Source organism: Methylomonas sp. MS20 (assembly GCF_050275925.1).
In the GTDB taxonomy this organism is placed as follows: Bacteria; Pseudomonadota; Gammaproteobacteria; order Methylococcales; family Methylomonadaceae; genus Methylomonas; species Methylomonas koyamae_A.
Window position 1 is genome coordinate 418241 of the sequence record NZ_CP189962.1, and the last position, 17131, is coordinate 435371.

At 55.3% G+C, this 17131-nt stretch carries 18 protein-coding genes; 14 read left to right on the forward strand and 4 right to left on the reverse strand.

Annotation, left to right across the window (positions count from 1 at the left end; translation table 11 throughout):
- Nucleotides 1-3: 3 nt before the first annotated feature.
- From ACQE3D_RS01830 to hisC, 3 genes are all read right to left on the reverse strand, one after another.
- A complete protein-coding gene (locus ACQE3D_RS01830; protein WP_313729257.1) occupies nt 4-1401 on the reverse strand; it encodes a cytochrome b in 1398 nt (465 codons plus the stop codon).
- Nucleotides 1398-1997: a ubiquinol-cytochrome c reductase iron-sulfur subunit gene (gene petA / locus ACQE3D_RS01835; RefSeq protein WP_064031250.1), complete on the reverse strand. Its 600-nt coding sequence runs from the start codon at nt 1995-1997 to the stop codon at nt 1398-1400. Before petA ends, ACQE3D_RS01830 begins: the two co-directional genes overlap by 4 nt.
- A gap of 166 nt (nt 1998-2163) precedes the next feature.
- Nucleotides 2164-3252, reverse strand: coding sequence for a histidinol-phosphate transaminase (gene hisC / locus ACQE3D_RS01840; protein ID WP_313729256.1), 1089 nt, complete (start codon nt 3250-3252; stop codon nt 2164-2166).
- Between the two features lie 348 nt (nt 3253-3600).
- On the opposite strand from hisC, the gene ACQE3D_RS01845 reads away from it, so the two are divergent.
- The 10 genes from ACQE3D_RS01845 (at nt 3601) to rpmE (ending at nt 11677) form a co-directional block, all read left to right on the forward strand.
- Complete coding sequence (locus tag ACQE3D_RS01845; RefSeq protein ID WP_313729255.1) at nt 3601-4737, forward strand: acyltransferase family protein; 1137 nt, start codon at nt 3601-3603, stop codon at nt 4735-4737.
- 164 nt (nt 4738-4901) lie between these two features.
- Entirely contained in the window at nt 4902-5411 is a 510-nt protein-coding gene (locus tag ACQE3D_RS01850) for a YkgJ family cysteine cluster protein (RefSeq protein ID WP_313729254.1), read from the forward strand.
- A 279-nt stretch (nt 5412-5690) separates the two neighbouring features.
- Nucleotides 5691-6518, forward strand: a complete 828-nt coding sequence (locus ACQE3D_RS01855) for an ABC transporter ATP-binding protein (protein ID WP_071158608.1) — start codon at nt 5691-5693, stop codon at nt 6516-6518.
- 6 nt (nt 6519-6524) lie between these two features.
- Nucleotides 6525-7307, forward strand: coding sequence for a lipid asymmetry maintenance ABC transporter permease subunit MlaE (gene mlaE / locus ACQE3D_RS01860; protein ID WP_064031254.1), 783 nt, complete (start codon nt 6525-6527; stop codon nt 7305-7307).
- A 1-nt stretch (nt 7308) separates the two neighbouring features.
- Nucleotides 7309-7773: an outer membrane lipid asymmetry maintenance protein MlaD gene (mlaD, locus tag ACQE3D_RS01865; protein ID WP_071158594.1), complete on the forward strand. Its 465-nt coding sequence runs from the start codon at nt 7309-7311 to the stop codon at nt 7771-7773.
- Nucleotides 7773-8081, forward strand: coding sequence for an STAS domain-containing protein (locus tag ACQE3D_RS01870; RefSeq protein WP_064031256.1), 309 nt, complete (start codon nt 7773-7775; stop codon nt 8079-8081). The genes mlaD and ACQE3D_RS01870 overlap by 1 nt, the downstream gene beginning before the upstream one ends.
- A gap of 28 nt (nt 8082-8109) precedes the next feature.
- Nucleotides 8110-9375 carry a UDP-N-acetylglucosamine 1-carboxyvinyltransferase gene (murA, locus tag ACQE3D_RS01875; RefSeq protein ID WP_313729253.1) on the forward strand — a complete coding sequence of 422 codons (1266 nt, stop codon included), beginning with the start codon at nt 8110-8112 and terminating at the stop codon, nt 9373-9375.
- A gap of 14 nt (nt 9376-9389) precedes the next feature.
- On the forward strand, nt 9390-10022 hold the full coding sequence (hisG, locus tag ACQE3D_RS01880; protein WP_071158592.1) for an ATP phosphoribosyltransferase: 633 nt from the start codon (nt 9390-9392) through the stop codon (nt 10020-10022).
- Entirely contained in the window at nt 10019-11320 is a 1302-nt protein-coding gene (hisD, locus tag ACQE3D_RS01885) for a histidinol dehydrogenase (RefSeq protein WP_409521096.1), read from the forward strand. Before hisG ends, hisD begins: the two co-directional genes overlap by 4 nt.
- 156 nt (nt 11321-11476) lie before the next feature.
- Entirely contained in the window at nt 11477-11677 is a 201-nt protein-coding gene (rpmE, locus tag ACQE3D_RS01890) for a 50S ribosomal protein L31 (protein WP_082885273.1), read from the forward strand.
- A gap of 100 nt (nt 11678-11777) precedes the next feature.
- Here rpmE and ACQE3D_RS01895 read toward each other — a convergent pair whose 3' ends face one another.
- Nucleotides 11778-14090 (reverse strand): penicillin-binding protein 1A, encoded by a 2313-nt coding sequence (locus ACQE3D_RS01895; RefSeq protein WP_313729252.1) that lies wholly within the window; start codon nt 14088-14090, stop codon nt 11778-11780.
- 234 nt (nt 14091-14324) lie between these two features.
- On the opposite strand from ACQE3D_RS01895, the gene ACQE3D_RS01900 reads away from it, so the two are divergent.
- From ACQE3D_RS01900 to ACQE3D_RS01915, 4 genes are read left to right on the forward strand one after another with little or no spacing between them, the layout of a single operon-like run.
- Nucleotides 14325-15386, forward strand: a complete 1062-nt coding sequence (locus ACQE3D_RS01900; RefSeq protein ID WP_064024049.1) for a pilus assembly protein PilM — start codon at nt 14325-14327, stop codon at nt 15384-15386.
- The gene (locus tag ACQE3D_RS01905; protein WP_064024031.1) at nt 15386-15958 is read left to right on the forward strand and encodes a PilN domain-containing protein; all 573 of its coding nucleotides are present in this window, start codon (nt 15386-15388) and stop codon (nt 15956-15958) included. The genes ACQE3D_RS01900 and ACQE3D_RS01905 overlap by 1 nt, the downstream gene beginning before the upstream one ends.
- Entirely contained in the window at nt 15955-16566 is a 612-nt protein-coding gene (locus ACQE3D_RS01910) for a type 4a pilus biogenesis protein PilO (protein WP_064024033.1), read from the forward strand. Before ACQE3D_RS01905 ends, ACQE3D_RS01910 begins: the two co-directional genes overlap by 4 nt.
- 2 nt (nt 16567-16568) lie before the next feature.
- Complete coding sequence (locus ACQE3D_RS01915; RefSeq protein WP_082885274.1) at nt 16569-17129, forward strand: pilus assembly protein PilP; 561 nt, start codon at nt 16569-16571, stop codon at nt 17127-17129.
- The last annotated feature ends 2 nt before the right edge of the window (nt 17130-17131 follow it).

Below are 17131 nucleotides of genomic sequence, written 5' to 3' on the forward strand. Positions count from 1 at the left end.
GGCTTAGTCCAGGCTCTTTTTCAGGTTTTTGACAAAACGAATCAGCACGGCTTGAACGCCGGCCCAATTCGGCCTTTTCTTGGCGATGGTTCCTCCTAAATTGTCGGGAACATGATGAACTTCGACGACTTCGTCTATCAGTGCCAATACCGCTGGAATGCGGTCTTCCAGCGTTGGTTGCTCCGTCAGGCGCTCGGGCAGCGGTTTGGTCTTCTCCCAGCGGGTATATAACGGCATCAGAAGGAAGAAGCCGAAGTAGATCGCGGTCAGGAAGCGGGCTACCGTCGTCGCCGCCGGCGTGGCCGGTTGGGTGCCCAAATAACCCAAGCCGATGAAGCTAATCACGAACAGCAACAGTGCTTTCTTGAACATACCGCCGCGATAGCGGATGGATTTGACCGGGCTGCGATCCAGCCAAGGCAGCATGAACAGCACTACGATCGCGCCGCCCATCGCGATGACGCCGGCGAACTTGTCGGGAACCGCGCGCAGAATCGCGTAGAACGGCGTGAAGTACCAGACCGGCGCGATGTGTTCCGGGGTCTTCAGCGGATCGGCCGGGATAAAGTTGGCGTGCTCCAAAAAGAATCCACCCATTTCCGGCATATAAAAAATTACCGTCGCGAAAAAGAACATGAACACGCCGACGCCAACGATGTCCTTGACGGTGTAGTACGGATGGAAGGGGATGCCGTCAATCGGATGTTCTTTCCAGTTCAGATTTTCCTTGATTTCGATGCCGTCCGGATTGTTCGAACCTACTTCGTGCAGTGCGACGATGTGCAGGAATACCAGAATCAGCAAAACCAGCGGCACCGCAATGACGTGGAACGCGAAGAAGCGGTTCAAGGTAGCGTCGGAAACCACGTAGTCGCCGCGGATCCACAGCGACAATTCGTCGCCGACTACCGGTATCGCGCTAAACAGCGAGATGATGACCTGCGCGCCCCAGTAGGACATTTGGCCCCAAGGCAGTAGATAGCCCATGAAAGCTTCGGCCATCAGGCACACGAAGATCAGCATGCCGAAAATCCAAATCAGCTCGCGCGGTTGTTTGAACGAGCCGTACATCAGGCCGCGGAACATGTGCAGATAGACGACGATGAAGAAGGCCGAGGCACCGGTGGAATGCATGTAACGCACCAGCCAGCCCCAGTTGACGTCGCGCATGATGTATTCGACCGAGTCGAAGGCCAGTTTGGCATCCGGTTTGTAATTCATTGTCAGCAGAATGCCGGTTATGAACTGGTTGACGAGTACGAACAGCGCCAGCGAGCCGAAGAAATACCAGACGTTGAAATTTTTCGGCGCGTAGTAATGCGCCATGTGTTCGTTCCACAAATCGGAGAGTGGAAAACGCTCCAGCAGCCAGTCGCTGCATTGATTCATTTTTTGCTTCATGCTGATTTCGCCTCGTTGTCTTCGCCGATCATGATCAGGCTGTCGGTCACATAACGGTAGGGTGGAATCTCGAGATTGGTCGGAGCCGGCACGCCGCGATAGACGCGGCCGGCTAAATCGAACCAGGAGCCGTGGCAAGGGCAGAAAAATCCGCCTTTCCAATCGGGGCCTAGATCGTTAGGGGCGATTTCCGGGCGAAACGTGGGCGAGCAGCCCAGATGGGTACACAGGCCGACCGCGACGAAAATTTCAGGTTTCAGCGCGCGCAACGAGTTTTTGGCGTAATCAGGTTGATGAGATTCGTTGGAGACAGGGTCTGCGAGTTTGCTGTCCAAAGTCGCCAGCGTAGATAAAACCTCCGGGGTTCGATTCAAAACCCAAACGGGTTTGCCGCGCCAAGCGACGCGGATCAATTGGCCGGACTCCATTTTGCTGATATCGACCTCGACCGGCGCGCCGGCGGCCATGGCCTTGGCGCTCGGCTGCATTTGCGAGAGAAAGGGAACGGCCAGATAGCCGGCCCCCACGGCTCCGACCACCGACAAAGCCGAGGTCAGAAACTGGCGTTTTGAATGATCGACGCCTTCTTGGTTCATAGGTAACACTCCTGCGTGATGTGCGGTGTATCGGGCAATACACCGATTATTATAGTTTTTGGCAAATATACCTTACTGGCCCGGATTAATGAAATGGTTCTTGGGCTGGCGGCCGCGCCTGGCGTGGGTTGCTGGCGGTTTTGGCCCAAACGGGGAGCTGGCGCCTTCAGCGCGGTAATTCGGCCAGAGCAGCGGCCAGCGCGTTCAGAAAACTCTGGTTTTCTTCGGGTTTGCCTATCGTGACACGTAGGCAGTCGCTTAGCACGCCGCCTTGGCCGGACAGATTCTTGATTAAAATTCCGCGGGCTTTCAGTCCGGCGAACAATTGGTCGGCTGTGCCAACCGGTGTGCGAAACAGGATGAAATTGGCCGAGCTGGGATAGACGGTCAGCGTCGGCCAGGCTTTTAAGGCCTTGGCCATTGCAGTTCGCTCGGCACGGATGGCTTGGGTTTGTTGCGCGAGGAAATCGCCGTGTTCCAACGCGAAGCCGACCGTCGCTTGGGTCAGGCTGTTGATGTTGTAAGGTAGACGGACTTTGTCAAGTTCGGCGACGATCTCGGCCGGGCCGGCCAAATAGCCCAGACGTAAACCCGCCAGACCGAGTTTGGAGACGGTACGCATCACTAGCAGATTGGGATAATTCCCTAATTCGCCGACGAAGCTGGCGTCGGCGAACGGCGCGTAAGCCTCGTCAACGACAACCAATCCCGGCGCCGCGGCGATGATGGTTTTGATGGCTTGGGCGTCGAACAGATTGCCGGTTGGGTTGTTCGGATAGGCGATGAAAATCGCCGCCGGCCGGGTGTCGGCGATGGCTGCCAGCATCGCGGACAAGTCCAACGCGAAATCGGTCGCCAACGGTACGCCGACATAATTTAGTCCCAGGCTACGGGCGATTTGTCGGTACATCACAAAGCCGGGTTCCGGAGCCAGTACCGTGGCATCGGCGGATAGCGCCATCAGCAGAATCTGGATGATTTCGTCCGAACCGTTCCCGAGCAATAGCGCGGCATGATCCGGAATCGCGTTCGCGCGTCTTAATTGTTCGCACAAGGCGGAACCGGTCGGGTCCGGATAGCGGTTGATCGGGCAGGCTTTCAACGATTCCAACCAGCGTTGCTGAATGTCTTCCGGCCAGGTGTACGGATTTTCCATCGCGTCGAGTTTGATCAAGTTGCGGGCATCGGCGACATGATAGGCCGACATGGCGAGAACTTCGGGGCGGAACAGCTTGGTAAGCGCGTGGTTAGGCATGGTGTCGAAATCGGCGAAATCGGAATGGGCGGCGAGGTACTAGGTCCGGTCAATCGGACGGCCGCAGGCAAATTGGGCCGATTCTACCAAAGCGGAGAGCGAAAGCCTAACCTCGGAAAACCGACGGTCCAGCGTCCCCGTTGACGCACATCGTTCGCTTCGGCGCGAGATCGATGCCGCGCGGATTCTAACACCGCTGGCGATAAGCAGGCAAAGCCCGGCCGCACCCTTCACAGAGTTCCAGAAGGTATGCGCGCAAATGGCCGAAAGCGAACGCCTCCATGCACAAATTCGAACACCGACTACATTTTTAGGCCTGGTTCTAAAGTAGCAAGTCAAGGCTCCGTCGTGCACAAACAAACCCACATTAGCTATCTCGACACGATTCGCGGCTTGGCGGCGTTGACCGTGGTCAGCGAGCATTATGTGATTGCTTATGGCTTGCCCTGTCAAACACCGTTATGCGAACAAATTTTGGATTTTTCGCCGTTGCATTTTTGGTGGGAAGGTTCCGCGGCGGTGTCGATGTTCTTCGTGTTGAGCGGTCTGGTGCTTTCCCTAAAGTACTTCCAGCATGGCCACATGCCGGACTTGACGCGCTTCGATTTGACACGGTTTTTGATCGGTCGAGTGTTTCGAATTTGGTTTCCTTACCTATTGGTGTTGGGGCTCAGCGCCGGATTGTTCAATCACACCTTCGGTCGCCCGGTACCGGTTACCGCGCTGGCGCCGACCGACTGGATCGTAAATATGTGGCATAAATTTCCGTTGGATGCGTCGGCGATGGTCAGGGAGGGCTTTTTGCTGGATATGCCGGATCTTATCGTGCTGTTGCCGCAATCCTGGACCCTGGGCGTCGAGTTGGTGTTGTCCCTGTTACTGCCGGTTGGCTTGCTGCTGGTCGATCGTGGCACGTCCTGGGTAGTCTTTTTCAGCGTGTTGGCCATTGCTTTGTTGGGCGTATCGGCCTTTTTGCTGCATTTTTTGTTGGGTTTGACCATTGCCCGCTATCTGCCTACGATCAAAGCCTATCTGGTCGGATCTCCGGCGCTACGGCGTTTCTTGTTAGGCGTGGGGGTTTTGTTTTATACCGGAGCAACTTTGCTACCCAAGCCGTGGATAGCGTGGAGCGACGGTCAATTGGTGTGGTTAGGAACCGGTCTGGGTGCCGGCATGATCTTGCTGTTCGTGCTTGCGTCGGTCCGCGTGCAGGCCATTTTGTCGAAGGCCTCGCTGCGGCAAATCGGCAAGGTTTCCTACAGCACCTACCTGATTCACATGGCGGTCCTGATATGTCTGACCCCTTACGTTTTGATGGGTCTGCAAGCGTTTAGCGAGAACCGCCTGTTCTTGTGGTTGGGGGGATGGTTGCTGACGATGTTGATCGTGCAAGGCTTGGCCTTGCTTTGTTATCGTCTTGTGGAGATCCCCAGTATAGTGGTCGGTCGTTGGTTGGCGGACCGCGTCGTGCTCGCAAGACACTGATCGTACCTCGGGCAATTGGAGCTTAGGAAGGCCGGAACGTCGCCTGGGATGGTTTGACTCGGTCCGGTGTTTTACGAAAAACACTGAGGCGAACGGGCCGTCGATGGCAAACGGCTCTGCCTCGGGTACTATGTTAACTATCATCGTAACCACTCAGCGCGACCATGTCTCTACTCAGATCGGTGCACACCGACATTGATGCCCGAGTCGCCGCGACCCGTACCGCGTATTCCGGTTGGCTGTGTCGGCGTGGTTGCGAAGGCTGCTGTCACAGGCTGGCGGACATCCCCAAAATCAGCCGTGCCGAGTGGGAGCTGCTGGCCGAAGGGCTAGCGTTGTTGCCGCCGGACGTGATGCGGACGGTGGGTCAAGAGATCGTTGATCTTGCTAAACAAGTCAATCGTCCGTTAGTTTGCCCGCTACTCGATCGCTCAACCGGCAGTTGCCGGGTTTACCTTCAGCGCCCGGTCGCCTGCCGCACTTACGGCTACTATGTGCAACGCGACAAAGGTTTGTACTGCAAAGATATCCAAGCTCAAGCCGACAGCGGCGTTTTAAACGATGTGGTTTGGGGTAATCACGATGCGATCGATAGACGGCTTGACGCGATGGGTGTGGCCAAGGCGTTAACGGAGTGGTTTCAAGAGTCGTTGCTTGCTGAGAATTCTGGATGATGTTTGAGTTGTGCCTGTCGCTGGGATGTAACTCCTACTGATTTGACGAAGCATTTGCGTGCGTTTCGAGGGAAATTAAGCAACTTCATGAGCTCTGTGCCGACCTTTCTTCGGCGAATCTCAACCGGTCCTGGTCTTGGACTCCAGTCGGCCATTCGAGCGGTCGACCATCTATTGCGGTCACTTAAAGGAACTTTCCCCAGTCTTGCATTGACTTAAGCTCGAGGACTCATGGAAAATAACCCGTTTAAATCTAATATCCGCCGGCGAACTCCGCAAATGCCCAGCAGCGCAAGCCCCGAAAACCATATCGTTTCCGTCAGCAACTTGAGCTTTGCCAGGGGCACTAGAAAAATTTTCGACGGCGTCGATCTGTCCATACAGCGCGGCAAAATCACTGCGATCATGGGGCCCAGTGGCACCGGTAAAACCACTTTGCTGAAACTGATCGGCGGCCAACTGGCGCCGGACCGGGGTCAAATTCTGGTCGATGGTCAAAACGTGCATCGCCTGAAAACCCGCGAGCTTTACGAATTGCGCAAGCGGATGGGCATGCTGTTTCAAAGCGGTGCCTTGCTGACCGACATGAACGTTTACGATAACGTGGCGTTTCCGTTGCGCGAGCACACTCATCTGCCGGAATCCATGATACGTACGCTGGTGCTGATGAAGTTGCATGCGGTCGGCTTGCGCGGTGCTCACCGTCTGATGCCCAACGAATTATCGGGCGGCATGGCGCGCCGGGTGGCTCTGGCTCGGGCCATCGCCCTCGATCCGTTGATGATTATGTACGACGAACCGTTTACCGGCCAGGACCCGATTTCGATGGGCGCATTAGTGCATTTGATCAAGTCGCTGAACGTGACATTGGGATTGACCAGCATCATCGTATCGCACGACGTGCAGGAAACCGCCGCGATCGCTGATTACATCTACGTCTTGTCGGAAGGCAAAATCGTCGGCCAGGGCACGCCGCAACAGTTGCGACAGTCGGACTCGGCTTGGGTGCAACAGTTTATGCACGGCGACGCGGACGGTCCGGTACACTTCCACTACCCAGCGCCCGATTACCTGGACGACCTGCTGGCCGGCAAAACTACCTTGTAATTAGCGATGCTAGAATTTTTGCAAAACCTGGGCAAAACCACCCGCGACAGCTTTGCCAAGCTCGGTCGCGGCGCGTTTTTCCTGTCCCATACCTTGACCGGCATCGGCGACGTGTTGCCGCGTCCCAATTTGCTGCTCAAACAACTGTATTCGGTCGGCGTTTTGTCCTTCCTAATCATCACCATTTCCGGTCTGTTCGTCGGCATGGTGCTCGGCTTGCAAGGCTTTAATATCCTGTCGGACTTCGGCGCCGAAGAGTCGCTGGGCGTGATGGTCGCCGCATCGCTGGTTCGAGAGTTGGGGCCGGTGGTGTCCGCTCTGTTGTTCGCCGGCCGGGCCGGTTCGGCGCTGACCGCCGAGATCGGTCTGATGAAGGCTACTGAACAACTGTCCGGCATGGAAATGATGGCGGTCGACCCGATCAAGCGCATCATTTCGCCGCGTTTTCTAGCCGGCTTCCTGTCGATGCCGCTGTTGGCGGCTTTGTTCAGCGCGATCGGCGTGATGGGCGGCCATCTGGTTGGCGTCGGCATGCTTGGCGTGGACGACGGCGCGTTTTGGGCGCAGATGCAAGCCAGCATCGATTTTCAGGAAGACATCGTCAACGGTGTCATCAAAAGCGTGGTATTCGGCTTCGTGGTGTCGTGGATTGCGCTATTCGAAGGTTACGACGCTATCCCAACGTCGGAGGGCGTCAGTCGCGCCACCACCCGTACCGTGGTCAACTCGGCGTTCTCGGTACTGGCTCTCGATTTCATACTAACCGCACTGATGTTTGGAGACATTTAACATGCAGCATTCCAAGACACAGGACACCTTGGTCGGCCTGTTCGTCGCTTGCGGCATTGCCGCACTGTTTTACATGGCCTTGCAGGTCAGCAACCTGGGTACTTATACCAGCGACGACAGCTATACCGTGATTGCCCGCTTTCAAAACTCCGGTGGTCTGAAAGTCAAGTCGCCGGTGTCCATCGCTGGGGTCCGCATCGGCAGGGTGTCGGCGATTACGTTGGACCACGAAAGCCACGAGTCTGTCGTGGAAATGCGCATAGAAGCCAAGTACGACAATCTGCCCGAAGATTCCGGTGCCAGTATTTATACGGCGGGTCTGCTAGGCGAGCAGTACATCAATATCGATCCGGGTTCGTCGGACAGTTTTTTAAAGGACAAGAGTAAGCTCGATATCACCAGCTCGGCCATCGTATTGGAGGAAATGATCAGTAAATTCATGATGAATAAGGCGGAAGGCAAGTAATGGCCGTATTGACGCTGAGCGAACTGGCGCCCGGTCACTACGCCGTCACCGGCAATTTGACCTTTGCCAGCATCGACAGACAATCCCTGAAATCGTTTAAGTTCCTGAAAGGCATGGACAGTATCTGCATCGACCTGGCTCAAGTCGGTACCACCGACAGTGCCGGTTTGGCTTTGATGATCGAATGGATCAAGCAGAGCCGGGCCAGCCGGGTGCGCCTGACTTTCAAAAACGTGCCGGCGCAACTGCTGGCGCTCGCCAAACTCAGCGGTTTCGACGAAACCGAATATTTTGCCAACCGCGGCTGATCGCGCCGCCAAACCATCGCATACACCCATGGATAAATTGTTAATAACCGGCGGTAAACCGCTGACCGGCGAACTGAGAATCTCCGGCGCCAAGAACGCCGCTTTGCCGATTCTAGCCGCCACCTTGCTGTCCGAAGTGCCGGTCAGCGTCGGCAACATTCCGCATTTGCACGACATCACCACCACAATGGAATTGCTGGGGCAAATGGGCGTCGGCTTGACCGTCGATGAGAAAATGAACATCGAAGTCGATTCCAGCACCATTCATAAGTACGAAGCGCCCTACGAATTGGTAAAAACCATGCGCGCGTCGATCCTGGTACTGGGCCCCTTGCTGGCTCGCTTCGGCGAGGCTTACGTGTCATTGCCGGGCGGTTGCGCGATCGGTACTCGGCCAGTCGATATTCACATCGATTCTCTGATCAAAATGGGCGCGGACATTACTGTCGAATCCGGTTACATCCACGCCAAAGCCAAGCGCCTGCAAGGCTGCAGGCTGGTGCTGGACAAAATCACCGTGACCGGTACCGAAAATATTCTGATGGCCGCCACGTTGGCCGAAGGCGTGACGATTATTGAAAACGCCGCCAAGGAACCGGAAGTCACCGATCTTGCACACTTTCTCAATAAAATGGGCGCCAAGATCACCGGCATTGGCACCGACATTCTGACAGTGGAAGGTGTCGAAAAGCTGGGCGTGGCCGGCCTGCACTACGACATCCTGCCGGACCGCATCGAGACCGGCACCTATCTGGTGGCCGGCGCGATCAGCCGCGGCCGGGTTAAACTGAAAAACACCGATCCGACGATTCTTGACGCGGTACTGGTCAAACTCAAGGAAGCCGGCGCCGACATCACCTGCGGCGAGAATTGGATCGAACTGGACATGCACGGCAAGCGACCCAAGGCGGTCACGGTGCGTACCGCGCCCTACCCCGCCTTCCCGACCGATATGCAGGCCCAGTTCACCGCGCTGAATTCGGTGGCCGAAGGCGTGGGCTTGATCACCGAGACCGTGTTCGAAAACCGCTTCATGCACGTCCAGGAATTGCAGCGGATGGGGGCGCAAATCAAATTGGAGTCCAATACCGCGATCTGTACCGGTATCGAACAAATGAAGGCCGCGCCGGTGATGGCGACAGATTTGCGGGCCTCGGCCAGCTTGGTTTTGGCCGGTTTGGCCGCCGAGGGCGAAACGCTGGTGGATCGGATCTATCATATCGACCGCGGCTACGACCACATTGAGGAAAAGCTGGCGCAACTGGGCGCCACCATTCGCCGCGTTCCCAACTAGCCAAGACATCCGCCATGCTGACCATCGCCGTATCCAAGGGCCGAATTTACGAAGAAGCCTTGCCGTTTTTGGAACAAGCCGGTATCACGCCGACCGACGATCCTGACAAAAGTCGCAAGCTGATTTTGCAAACTACCCGGTCCGACGTGCAATTGGTGATCATCCGCGCCACCGACGTGCCGACCTTCGTTGAATACGGCGCGGCGGATCTGGGCATTGCCGGCAAGGACGTGTTGCTGGAGCACGGCGCGGAAAGCCTGTACGAGCCGTTGGATTTAGGTATCGCCGGCTGCCGGCTGATGACCGCCGCGCCGGTCGGGGCCCCGGCCTTGAAGGCTAACTTGCGGGTGGCGACCAAATATGTCAAAACCGCCCGACGTTATTACGCCGACTTAGGGGTGCAAGCCGAAATCATTAAGCTCTACGGCTCGATGGAGCTGGCGCCGCTGGTAGGTTTGGCCGATTGCATAGTCGATCTGGTCGATACCGGGAACACGTTGAAAGCTAACGGTTTGGAGCCGCGCGAATTGATCGCTAACATCACCTCGCGGTTGGTGGTCAACAAGGCCGCGATGAAAATGAAACATCAGGCTATCCAGGCGTTAATCGACCAGTTCGAAACCACCTTAGCGCGGAGGTCCGCATGACCGCGATCAAGATGCTCAGACTCGACGGCAACTCCGCCGACTTTGAAAAACGCCTGCAAGCCCGTTTGGCTTGGGATGCCAGTGAAGACCTGGAGATCCACAAGCGCGTGTTGGACATTATCGGCGATGTCCGCAACCGCGGAGATCGGGCGTTAATAGACTACACCAACCGCTTCGACCGAACCGCCTTTAAATCCGGTGCGGAACTGGAGCTGTCCAGCGGCGAGCTGAAACTAGCTTGGGACACGCTGCCCAGCGCTCAAGCCATCGCCTTGCAAACCGCCGCCGACCGGGTAAGCGCCTACGCCGAGCATCAGAAGCTGCAATCCTGGCAATTCACCGAACTCGACGGCACGTTGTTGGGCCAAAAGGTCACTCCACTGGATAGGGCTGGTCTGTACGTGCCGGGCGGCAAGGCGGCGTATCCGTCGTCGGTATTGATGAACGCGATACCGGCCAAAGTGGCAGGCGTCGGCGAACTGGTCATGGTGGTGCCGACACCGGGCGGCGAAACTAATCCGTTGGTGCTGGCAGCCGCTTACGTGGCAAGGGTCGACCGGGTGTTCACGATCGGCGGCGCTCAAGCCGTCGCCGCACTGGCCTACGGCACCGAAACCGTGCCGGCCGTCGATAAGATCGTCGGCCCCGGCAATATTTACGTCGCGACCGCAAAAAAACTAGTGTTTGGCCAGGTCGGCATCGACATGATTGCCGGACCTTCCGAGATTTTGATCATTTGCGACGGTCAGACTAATCCGGATTGGATTGCGATGGATCTGTTTTCTCAAGCCGAGCACGACGAAAACGCCCAAGCCATTCTGATTAGTCAGGATGCGGTTTTTCTAGATAAGGTTGAAGCCAGCATTAACCAACTATTGCCGACGATGGAGCGGGCCGACATTATCCGTGCTTCCTTGACCGGTCGCGGCGCCTTCATCAAAGTCGCCGACTTGGCTCAAGCGGCCGAGGTTGCCAATCGCATCGCGCCGGAACATCTGGAGTTGTCGGTTGAAAACCCGGAGGCGCTGGCCGATAACATCCGTAACGCCGGGGCTATCTTCATGGGCCGCTACACCGCGGAAGCACTGGGTGACTATTGCGCCGGGCCTAATCACGTATTACCCACTTCGAGCACTGCCCGTTACTCGTCGCCGCTAGGCGTTTACGACTTCCAAAAGCGCAGCAGCCTGATCAACTGTTCCGCCGCCGGCGCGCACAATTTAGGCAAGATTGCGTCCGTGCTGGCGCGCGGGGAAAGTTTGACGGCACACGCGAGGTCGGCGGAGTTCAGGGTTTGATCCGGCGGTTGACACTCCGCACAGGGTCATTTTGCGGGTAATTCCATTGCATTGTTCCGTGCGTTCGGCGGTAGCAGGTTGCGTGGCTTGCGATTACGTCGTATCATAAGCGGCTGTCTATCAAGTTAAGTGGCCCCAAGCGGGTATGTGAGCGCTATGAAACCAGAAATCCACCCTCAATATAAACAAATTACAGTGACCTGCGGTTGCGGCAACACGTTCGAAACCGGTTCGGTTTTGGGTAATGACCTGCATATCGAGGTCTGTTCGTCTTGCCACCCTTTTTACACCGGCAAACAACGTGTCGTTGATACTTCTGGCCGGGTAGATAAGTTCCGTAAAAAATTCGGTAAGTAATTTGTTGTGTCCCTCGAGCCTCGGTAAGCGTTATTTGTAATTTGTACGCTTGCCGACGGTTCGCTGATGTTTGGCTGGGTTTTCCTCCGCCCTCTTTCAGTTAAAACAGCGCGTCTTCCGGGGTGAAGTCCTCAAACTCAGGTTCAAGTTTGGGTGTGGACATCGCGGTTGGCGCGGTCTCCTTCGCGAAATATTCCCAAATCCCGCCTTTTTGGTCTTGCGGTAACAGTAAGCCGTCCGAAGGATTGATGTAGGCTTGGACGATGCCTTCCGGTACCGTTAGCGGTTTTTCCGGAAAATGGTGCTGTATCGCTTTCATGAATTTTATCCACATCGGCAGCGCCGCTTTGCCGCCGGTTTCGCCGTGTCCAAGCGGCGCGGAGTTATCGAATCCAATCCATGCGGAGGCAACGATGCCGGTCGCAAAGCCATTAAACCAAGCGTCTCGTTGCGCGTTGGTTGTGCCGGTCTTACCCGCTAAATCTGCCCGGTTCAGTTGCTTGGCTTGAGTGGCGGTGCCGCGCTGTACCACGTCGCGTAGCAGGCTGTTCATCAAAAAATTGGTTTTCTCGGAAATAACTCGCGTGGCCATGTTCGGCCGGATTTCGCCGGTCGTCGCGCAGTCCTGGCAGGCCGTCGCCGGTTTCGCGGAGTATATCAGTCGATTCTCGCGATCTTCGATGCGTTCGATTAAATAAGGTTGAATCGAAAACCCGCCGTTGGCGAACACTGAATAGGCGGCCGCCATCTTTAGCGGTGACGCCGAGCCGCTACCCAGCGCGAGCGAAAACGTGGTCGGCAGTTGGTCCTTGTCGAATCCGAAGCGTTGGGCGGTATCGATAGCGTGAGGGATGCCGACTTCTTGCAACAAGCGTATCGAAACCAGATTGATCGATTCCCTTAGCGCCACTCGCAATGAGGTTGGCCCCAAATACCGGCGATTGTAGTTTTCAGGGCGCCAGTCGTTTTCCTGAGAGGGGTCTTCTATGACGATGGGAGCGTCGTTGATGATACTGGCCAGGGTGTAACCTTTTTCCAGCGCGGCCGTGTAGATGATGGGCTTGAAGCCCGAGCCGGGTTGTCGTTTGGATTGGGTCGCCCGGTTATACTTGCTGTGGTAAAAATCGAAGCCGCCGGCCAGGGCCAAAATAGCACCGTCATCGGGGTTCAAGGCTACGAACGCGCCTTCCACGGTGGGGATTTGGGTCAACGCCCAGCTTTGGTTTTCGAGTTGTCTGACCCAGATCAAGTCGTTGGTTTTAATAATGTCGCGGCTTTCCCGTGCAGTTTTTGCCGATGCCTTTGCCCAATTCACAGATTCCCAAGCCAGTTCGATATTGGTGCCATCGTGGAGCTTGGCCGCAACGCCGCTGTCAGTCAGACCGGTAACGATGGCTCGATGCGCGTCGCCGACCAGGGTGTCGCCGTCGCCCTGGCCATTTATATGAGGAGCATTTCGGTAGCCGTGACGTTCTTCGTACTCATGTAGCGTCGCTTGCAGGGCGCGATCAGCGGCAAGCTGAAATTCTTGGGTGATAGTCGTGTAAATTTTCAATCCTTGCGTGTAGGCATCTTCGCCGTATTTGGCCATGATCTCCTGTCTAGCCATTTCCGCGGCGTAGGGGGCCTGCATTGCGATGCCTGACGGTTGTTGGGCGGCGTCATCGCTCGTGCTTAGCGCCGCATCGTAGGCGCGCTGGCCGATATACCCAAGTTCCAGCATTCGTCTGAGTACGTAATTGCGACGCTGCAGCGCACGTTCCGGGTTCGTTAGCGGGTTATAAATTGACGGAGCCTTGGGAAGGCCGGCGATCATGGCCTGTTGCGCTAGCGTGAGCTGGTTTAGTTCCTTGCCGTAGTAGGTTTGCGCCGCGGCCGCCAGGCCATACGCGCGTTGCCCCATGTAAATTTTGTTTAAATACAGCTCGAGTATCTGATCTTTTGAATAGCGCTGTTCGATCTTTAGCGCCAGCATGATTTCCTTTAACTTGCGTAGGTAAGTCTTCTCATTACTCAGCAGGAAGTTTCTGGCGACCTGCATCGTAATCGTACTGCCGCCTTGACGCTTTTGTCCGGTCGAAATCAAGCGATTCGCGGCCCTGGCCAAGCCTTTGAAATCCACGCCGCCATGCTTGTAAAACCGGTCGTCTTCAGCGGCGATGAACGCCTGTAATTGGCGTTGAGGGACTTCGGCGATTTCGATAGGGATGCGGCGCTTTTCGCCGAATTGGCCGATCAACAAGCCCTCGCGGCTGTAGATGCTGATTGGTGTTTGATATTGGACGTTATCGAGCAGGGATATGTCAGGCAATTCTTTATCAAGCTCCAATAGGAAGTAGTAGCAGGCTACCGCCAGGGTGCCGACGAACGTGAAGATGACCAACATCAGCCATTTGAACAAGGTTTTGAGCAATGACTTCGGTTTGGGGGGCTTTTTTAACGGCACTGGCGGCGGGGCGTTTGGAGTTTACCGGAAATCGGCAAATATCAGCGTATAAGATCTTAGGAACAACTTAAAGTATGTTCTATAACTTACTGTCATAAATGTGTGAAAATCAAAAAATCTAACTATACTTCGGCTTTAAACGGGTGGCGCGTTGCGGCGCTGCTCCCGAATTGACTTTCAATGTTTGGTAAGGGTTTGTTCATGAGCTGGTTTAGCAGTGGTCAATCGGCTGTGCTCGGTGTGGATATTAGCACCGCGGCGGTAAAATTGTTGGAGTTAAGCCGGGTGGGCGCGCGTTACAAAGTCGAGAGCTATGCGGTGGCGCCTTTGCCGCAAGACGCTATCGTCGATAAGAACATTACTAACGTAGAGCAAATCGGCAGTGTGATCAAGACCGCCGTCAAGCAATCCGGAACGCGCGCCAAGCACGCTTGCGTGGCGGTGGCCGGTTCGTCGGTGATGACTAAAATCATTTCCATGCCGGCGTCGTTGTCGGAGGCGGAAATGGAAGAGCAAATCATGGTCGAGGCCGATCAGTACATTCCGTATTCCTTGGACGAGGTTAATCTCGATTTCGAAGTGCAGGGCGCTACCAAGGCCAACCCGCAAATGGTCGATGTGTTGTTAGCGGCGTCCAGACGTGAAAATATCGAAGACCGAGTGGCGGCCTTGGCTTACGCCGGGCTAAAGGCGGTCGTTGTCGATGTCGAGGCTTTTGCGATGGAAAACGCTTTCAAATTGTTGGCCGATCAATTGCCGGAGGCTGTCGAACACAAGACGGTTGCGATTGCCGATATCGGCGCCACGATGACCTCGCTGAATATTCTGCATGACGGCAAGACCGTCTATACCCGGGAACAAGGCTTTGGCGGCAAACAGTTAACCGAGGAAATACAGCGTCGCTACGGCTTGTCTTACGAAGAGGCGGGGTTGGCGAAAAAGCACGGCGGCTTGCCGGACAACTACGTCAGCGATGTTCTGGAACCTTTCAAAAAAGCCATGCTGCAACAAATTGCCAGATCGTTACAGTTTTTTGTGTCTTCCAGCGCTAACCGGGATGTCGATGCGTTGATCTTGGCTGGCGGTTGCGCCTCGATAGCCGGTTTGGACAAATTGGTGGAACGTGATTTGGGCATCGCTTCCTATATCGCCAACCCCTTCATCAACATGGCTCTGTCCAACAAGGTTAAGCCGCAGAGCCTGAATAACGATACTCCGGCGATGATGATCGCTTGCGGTTTGGCGCTGAGGAGCTTCGACTGATGGCGAAAATCAATTTACTGCCCTGGCGGGAAGAATTAAGGAAAAAGAAGCAGCAAGAGTTCGTCGCCGGTATCGGCGCGGGTGTGGCGGCGGCGTGCGCTATTTTGGGTTTGGTTTACCTCTATATCGAAGGATTGAAGGAATACCAAACCCGCCGCAATACTTTGTTGCAGAACGAGATCGCGATTTTGGATAAGCGGATTCAGGAGATCAAGGACATTGAAGACAAGAAAAACAAACTGTTGACCAAAATCGAAGTGATTCAAAAATTGCAAGAAAGTCGGCCGGAAGTGGTGCATTTGTTTGACGAGCTGGCCAGGACGACGCCGGAAGGGATCAATCTGAGTAAATTCAGTCAGGCCGGCAGCGATTTGACGTTGGTTGGCAAGGCGGAATCGAACGCCAGGGTCTCGGCCTATATGCGGGCTATCGACAATTCGCAATGGATCAATAGCTCGGTACTCACCGTGATTAAAGGTGAAGGCAAATCCGGCGGACAAATGAACGACTTCACGTTGACGGCAAAGCAAGGCCGAAAAACCGACAAGCCGGCGGGAGGTGCGGGCAAATGAATCTTTCCGAAATCAATTGGGATGTCAACGCGGCTGGAACTTGGCCAACGCCGTTAAAAGCGATTGCTATTCTGCTGATCGCGTTGGTCACCGGCGGTATCGGCGTGTATTTGTTGACGGTACCGCAACTGGAAGAACTCGATACGCTTGAGAAGCAGGAAGAAAGTCTGAAAACCGCATTCGAAGCCAAGCAAAAAAAGGCTGCGAATTTGCAGGATTATCGGGATCAGCTGGATCAGATCGAAGCATCGTTGGGCGAGATGCTCAAGCAAATGCCCACCAAAGCGGAGGTTGCCAGTTTGTTGGTGGATATTTCGCAGACCGGTTTGGCTAGTGGTTTGGAGTTCAAGTTGTTTCAACCAAGCGGCGAGATTAACCGCGAGTTCTATTCCGAGCTTCCCATTGCGATACAGGTTGTCGGCAAATACGAGGAATTGGGGTTGTTTGTCAGCGGATTGGCATCGTTGCCCCGAATTGTCACCGTTCATGACGTGGTGATGACGCCGCTCGGCAAGGACGGCATGATGACGATGAATGCGACGATCAAGACCTACAACGAAGGCGAGAGCGCTAGTAAGGGTCAACCCGCCAAACGACGGAGAGGCTGATGATGGGAAATCGGACGGCAAGGCCGAAATGGTCTGGCGCCTGTTTAGCGGGCATGACGCTACTGATGCTGGCGGGCTGCGATAACGACGACTTCAGTGATTTGAACAAATACATTCAAGAAATCAAAGCCAGGCCCAAGGGGGCAATTGAGCCGCTGCCGGAAATCAAAGTGGTCGAATCCTTTATTTTTAAACCGGATGGACTGCGTGATCCGTTCCAGCCGATTGAGCGTAAGGACAGCGAAGACAGTATCGATGTGTCCGGAGTTACCGGCGTCAAACCCGATGTCGAGCGGCGGAAGGAAGAGTTGGAAGCCTATCCGCTGGATTCTTTGCGGATGGTGGGTACCTTGCGCGACCCCAAAGGATTTTGGGGGTTAGTCCGGGCTCGCGACGGCACGATACATCGGGTTCAGGTGGGCAATCACCTGGGGCAGAATTACGGCAAGATCATTCGTATTGTCGAAGATAAGATTGAATTGATGGAAATTGTTCCGGATAAGCCGGGTACGTGGCGCGAACAACCGACTTCATTAGCGCTGGCTGGCGACAAAGGGTTATAAAC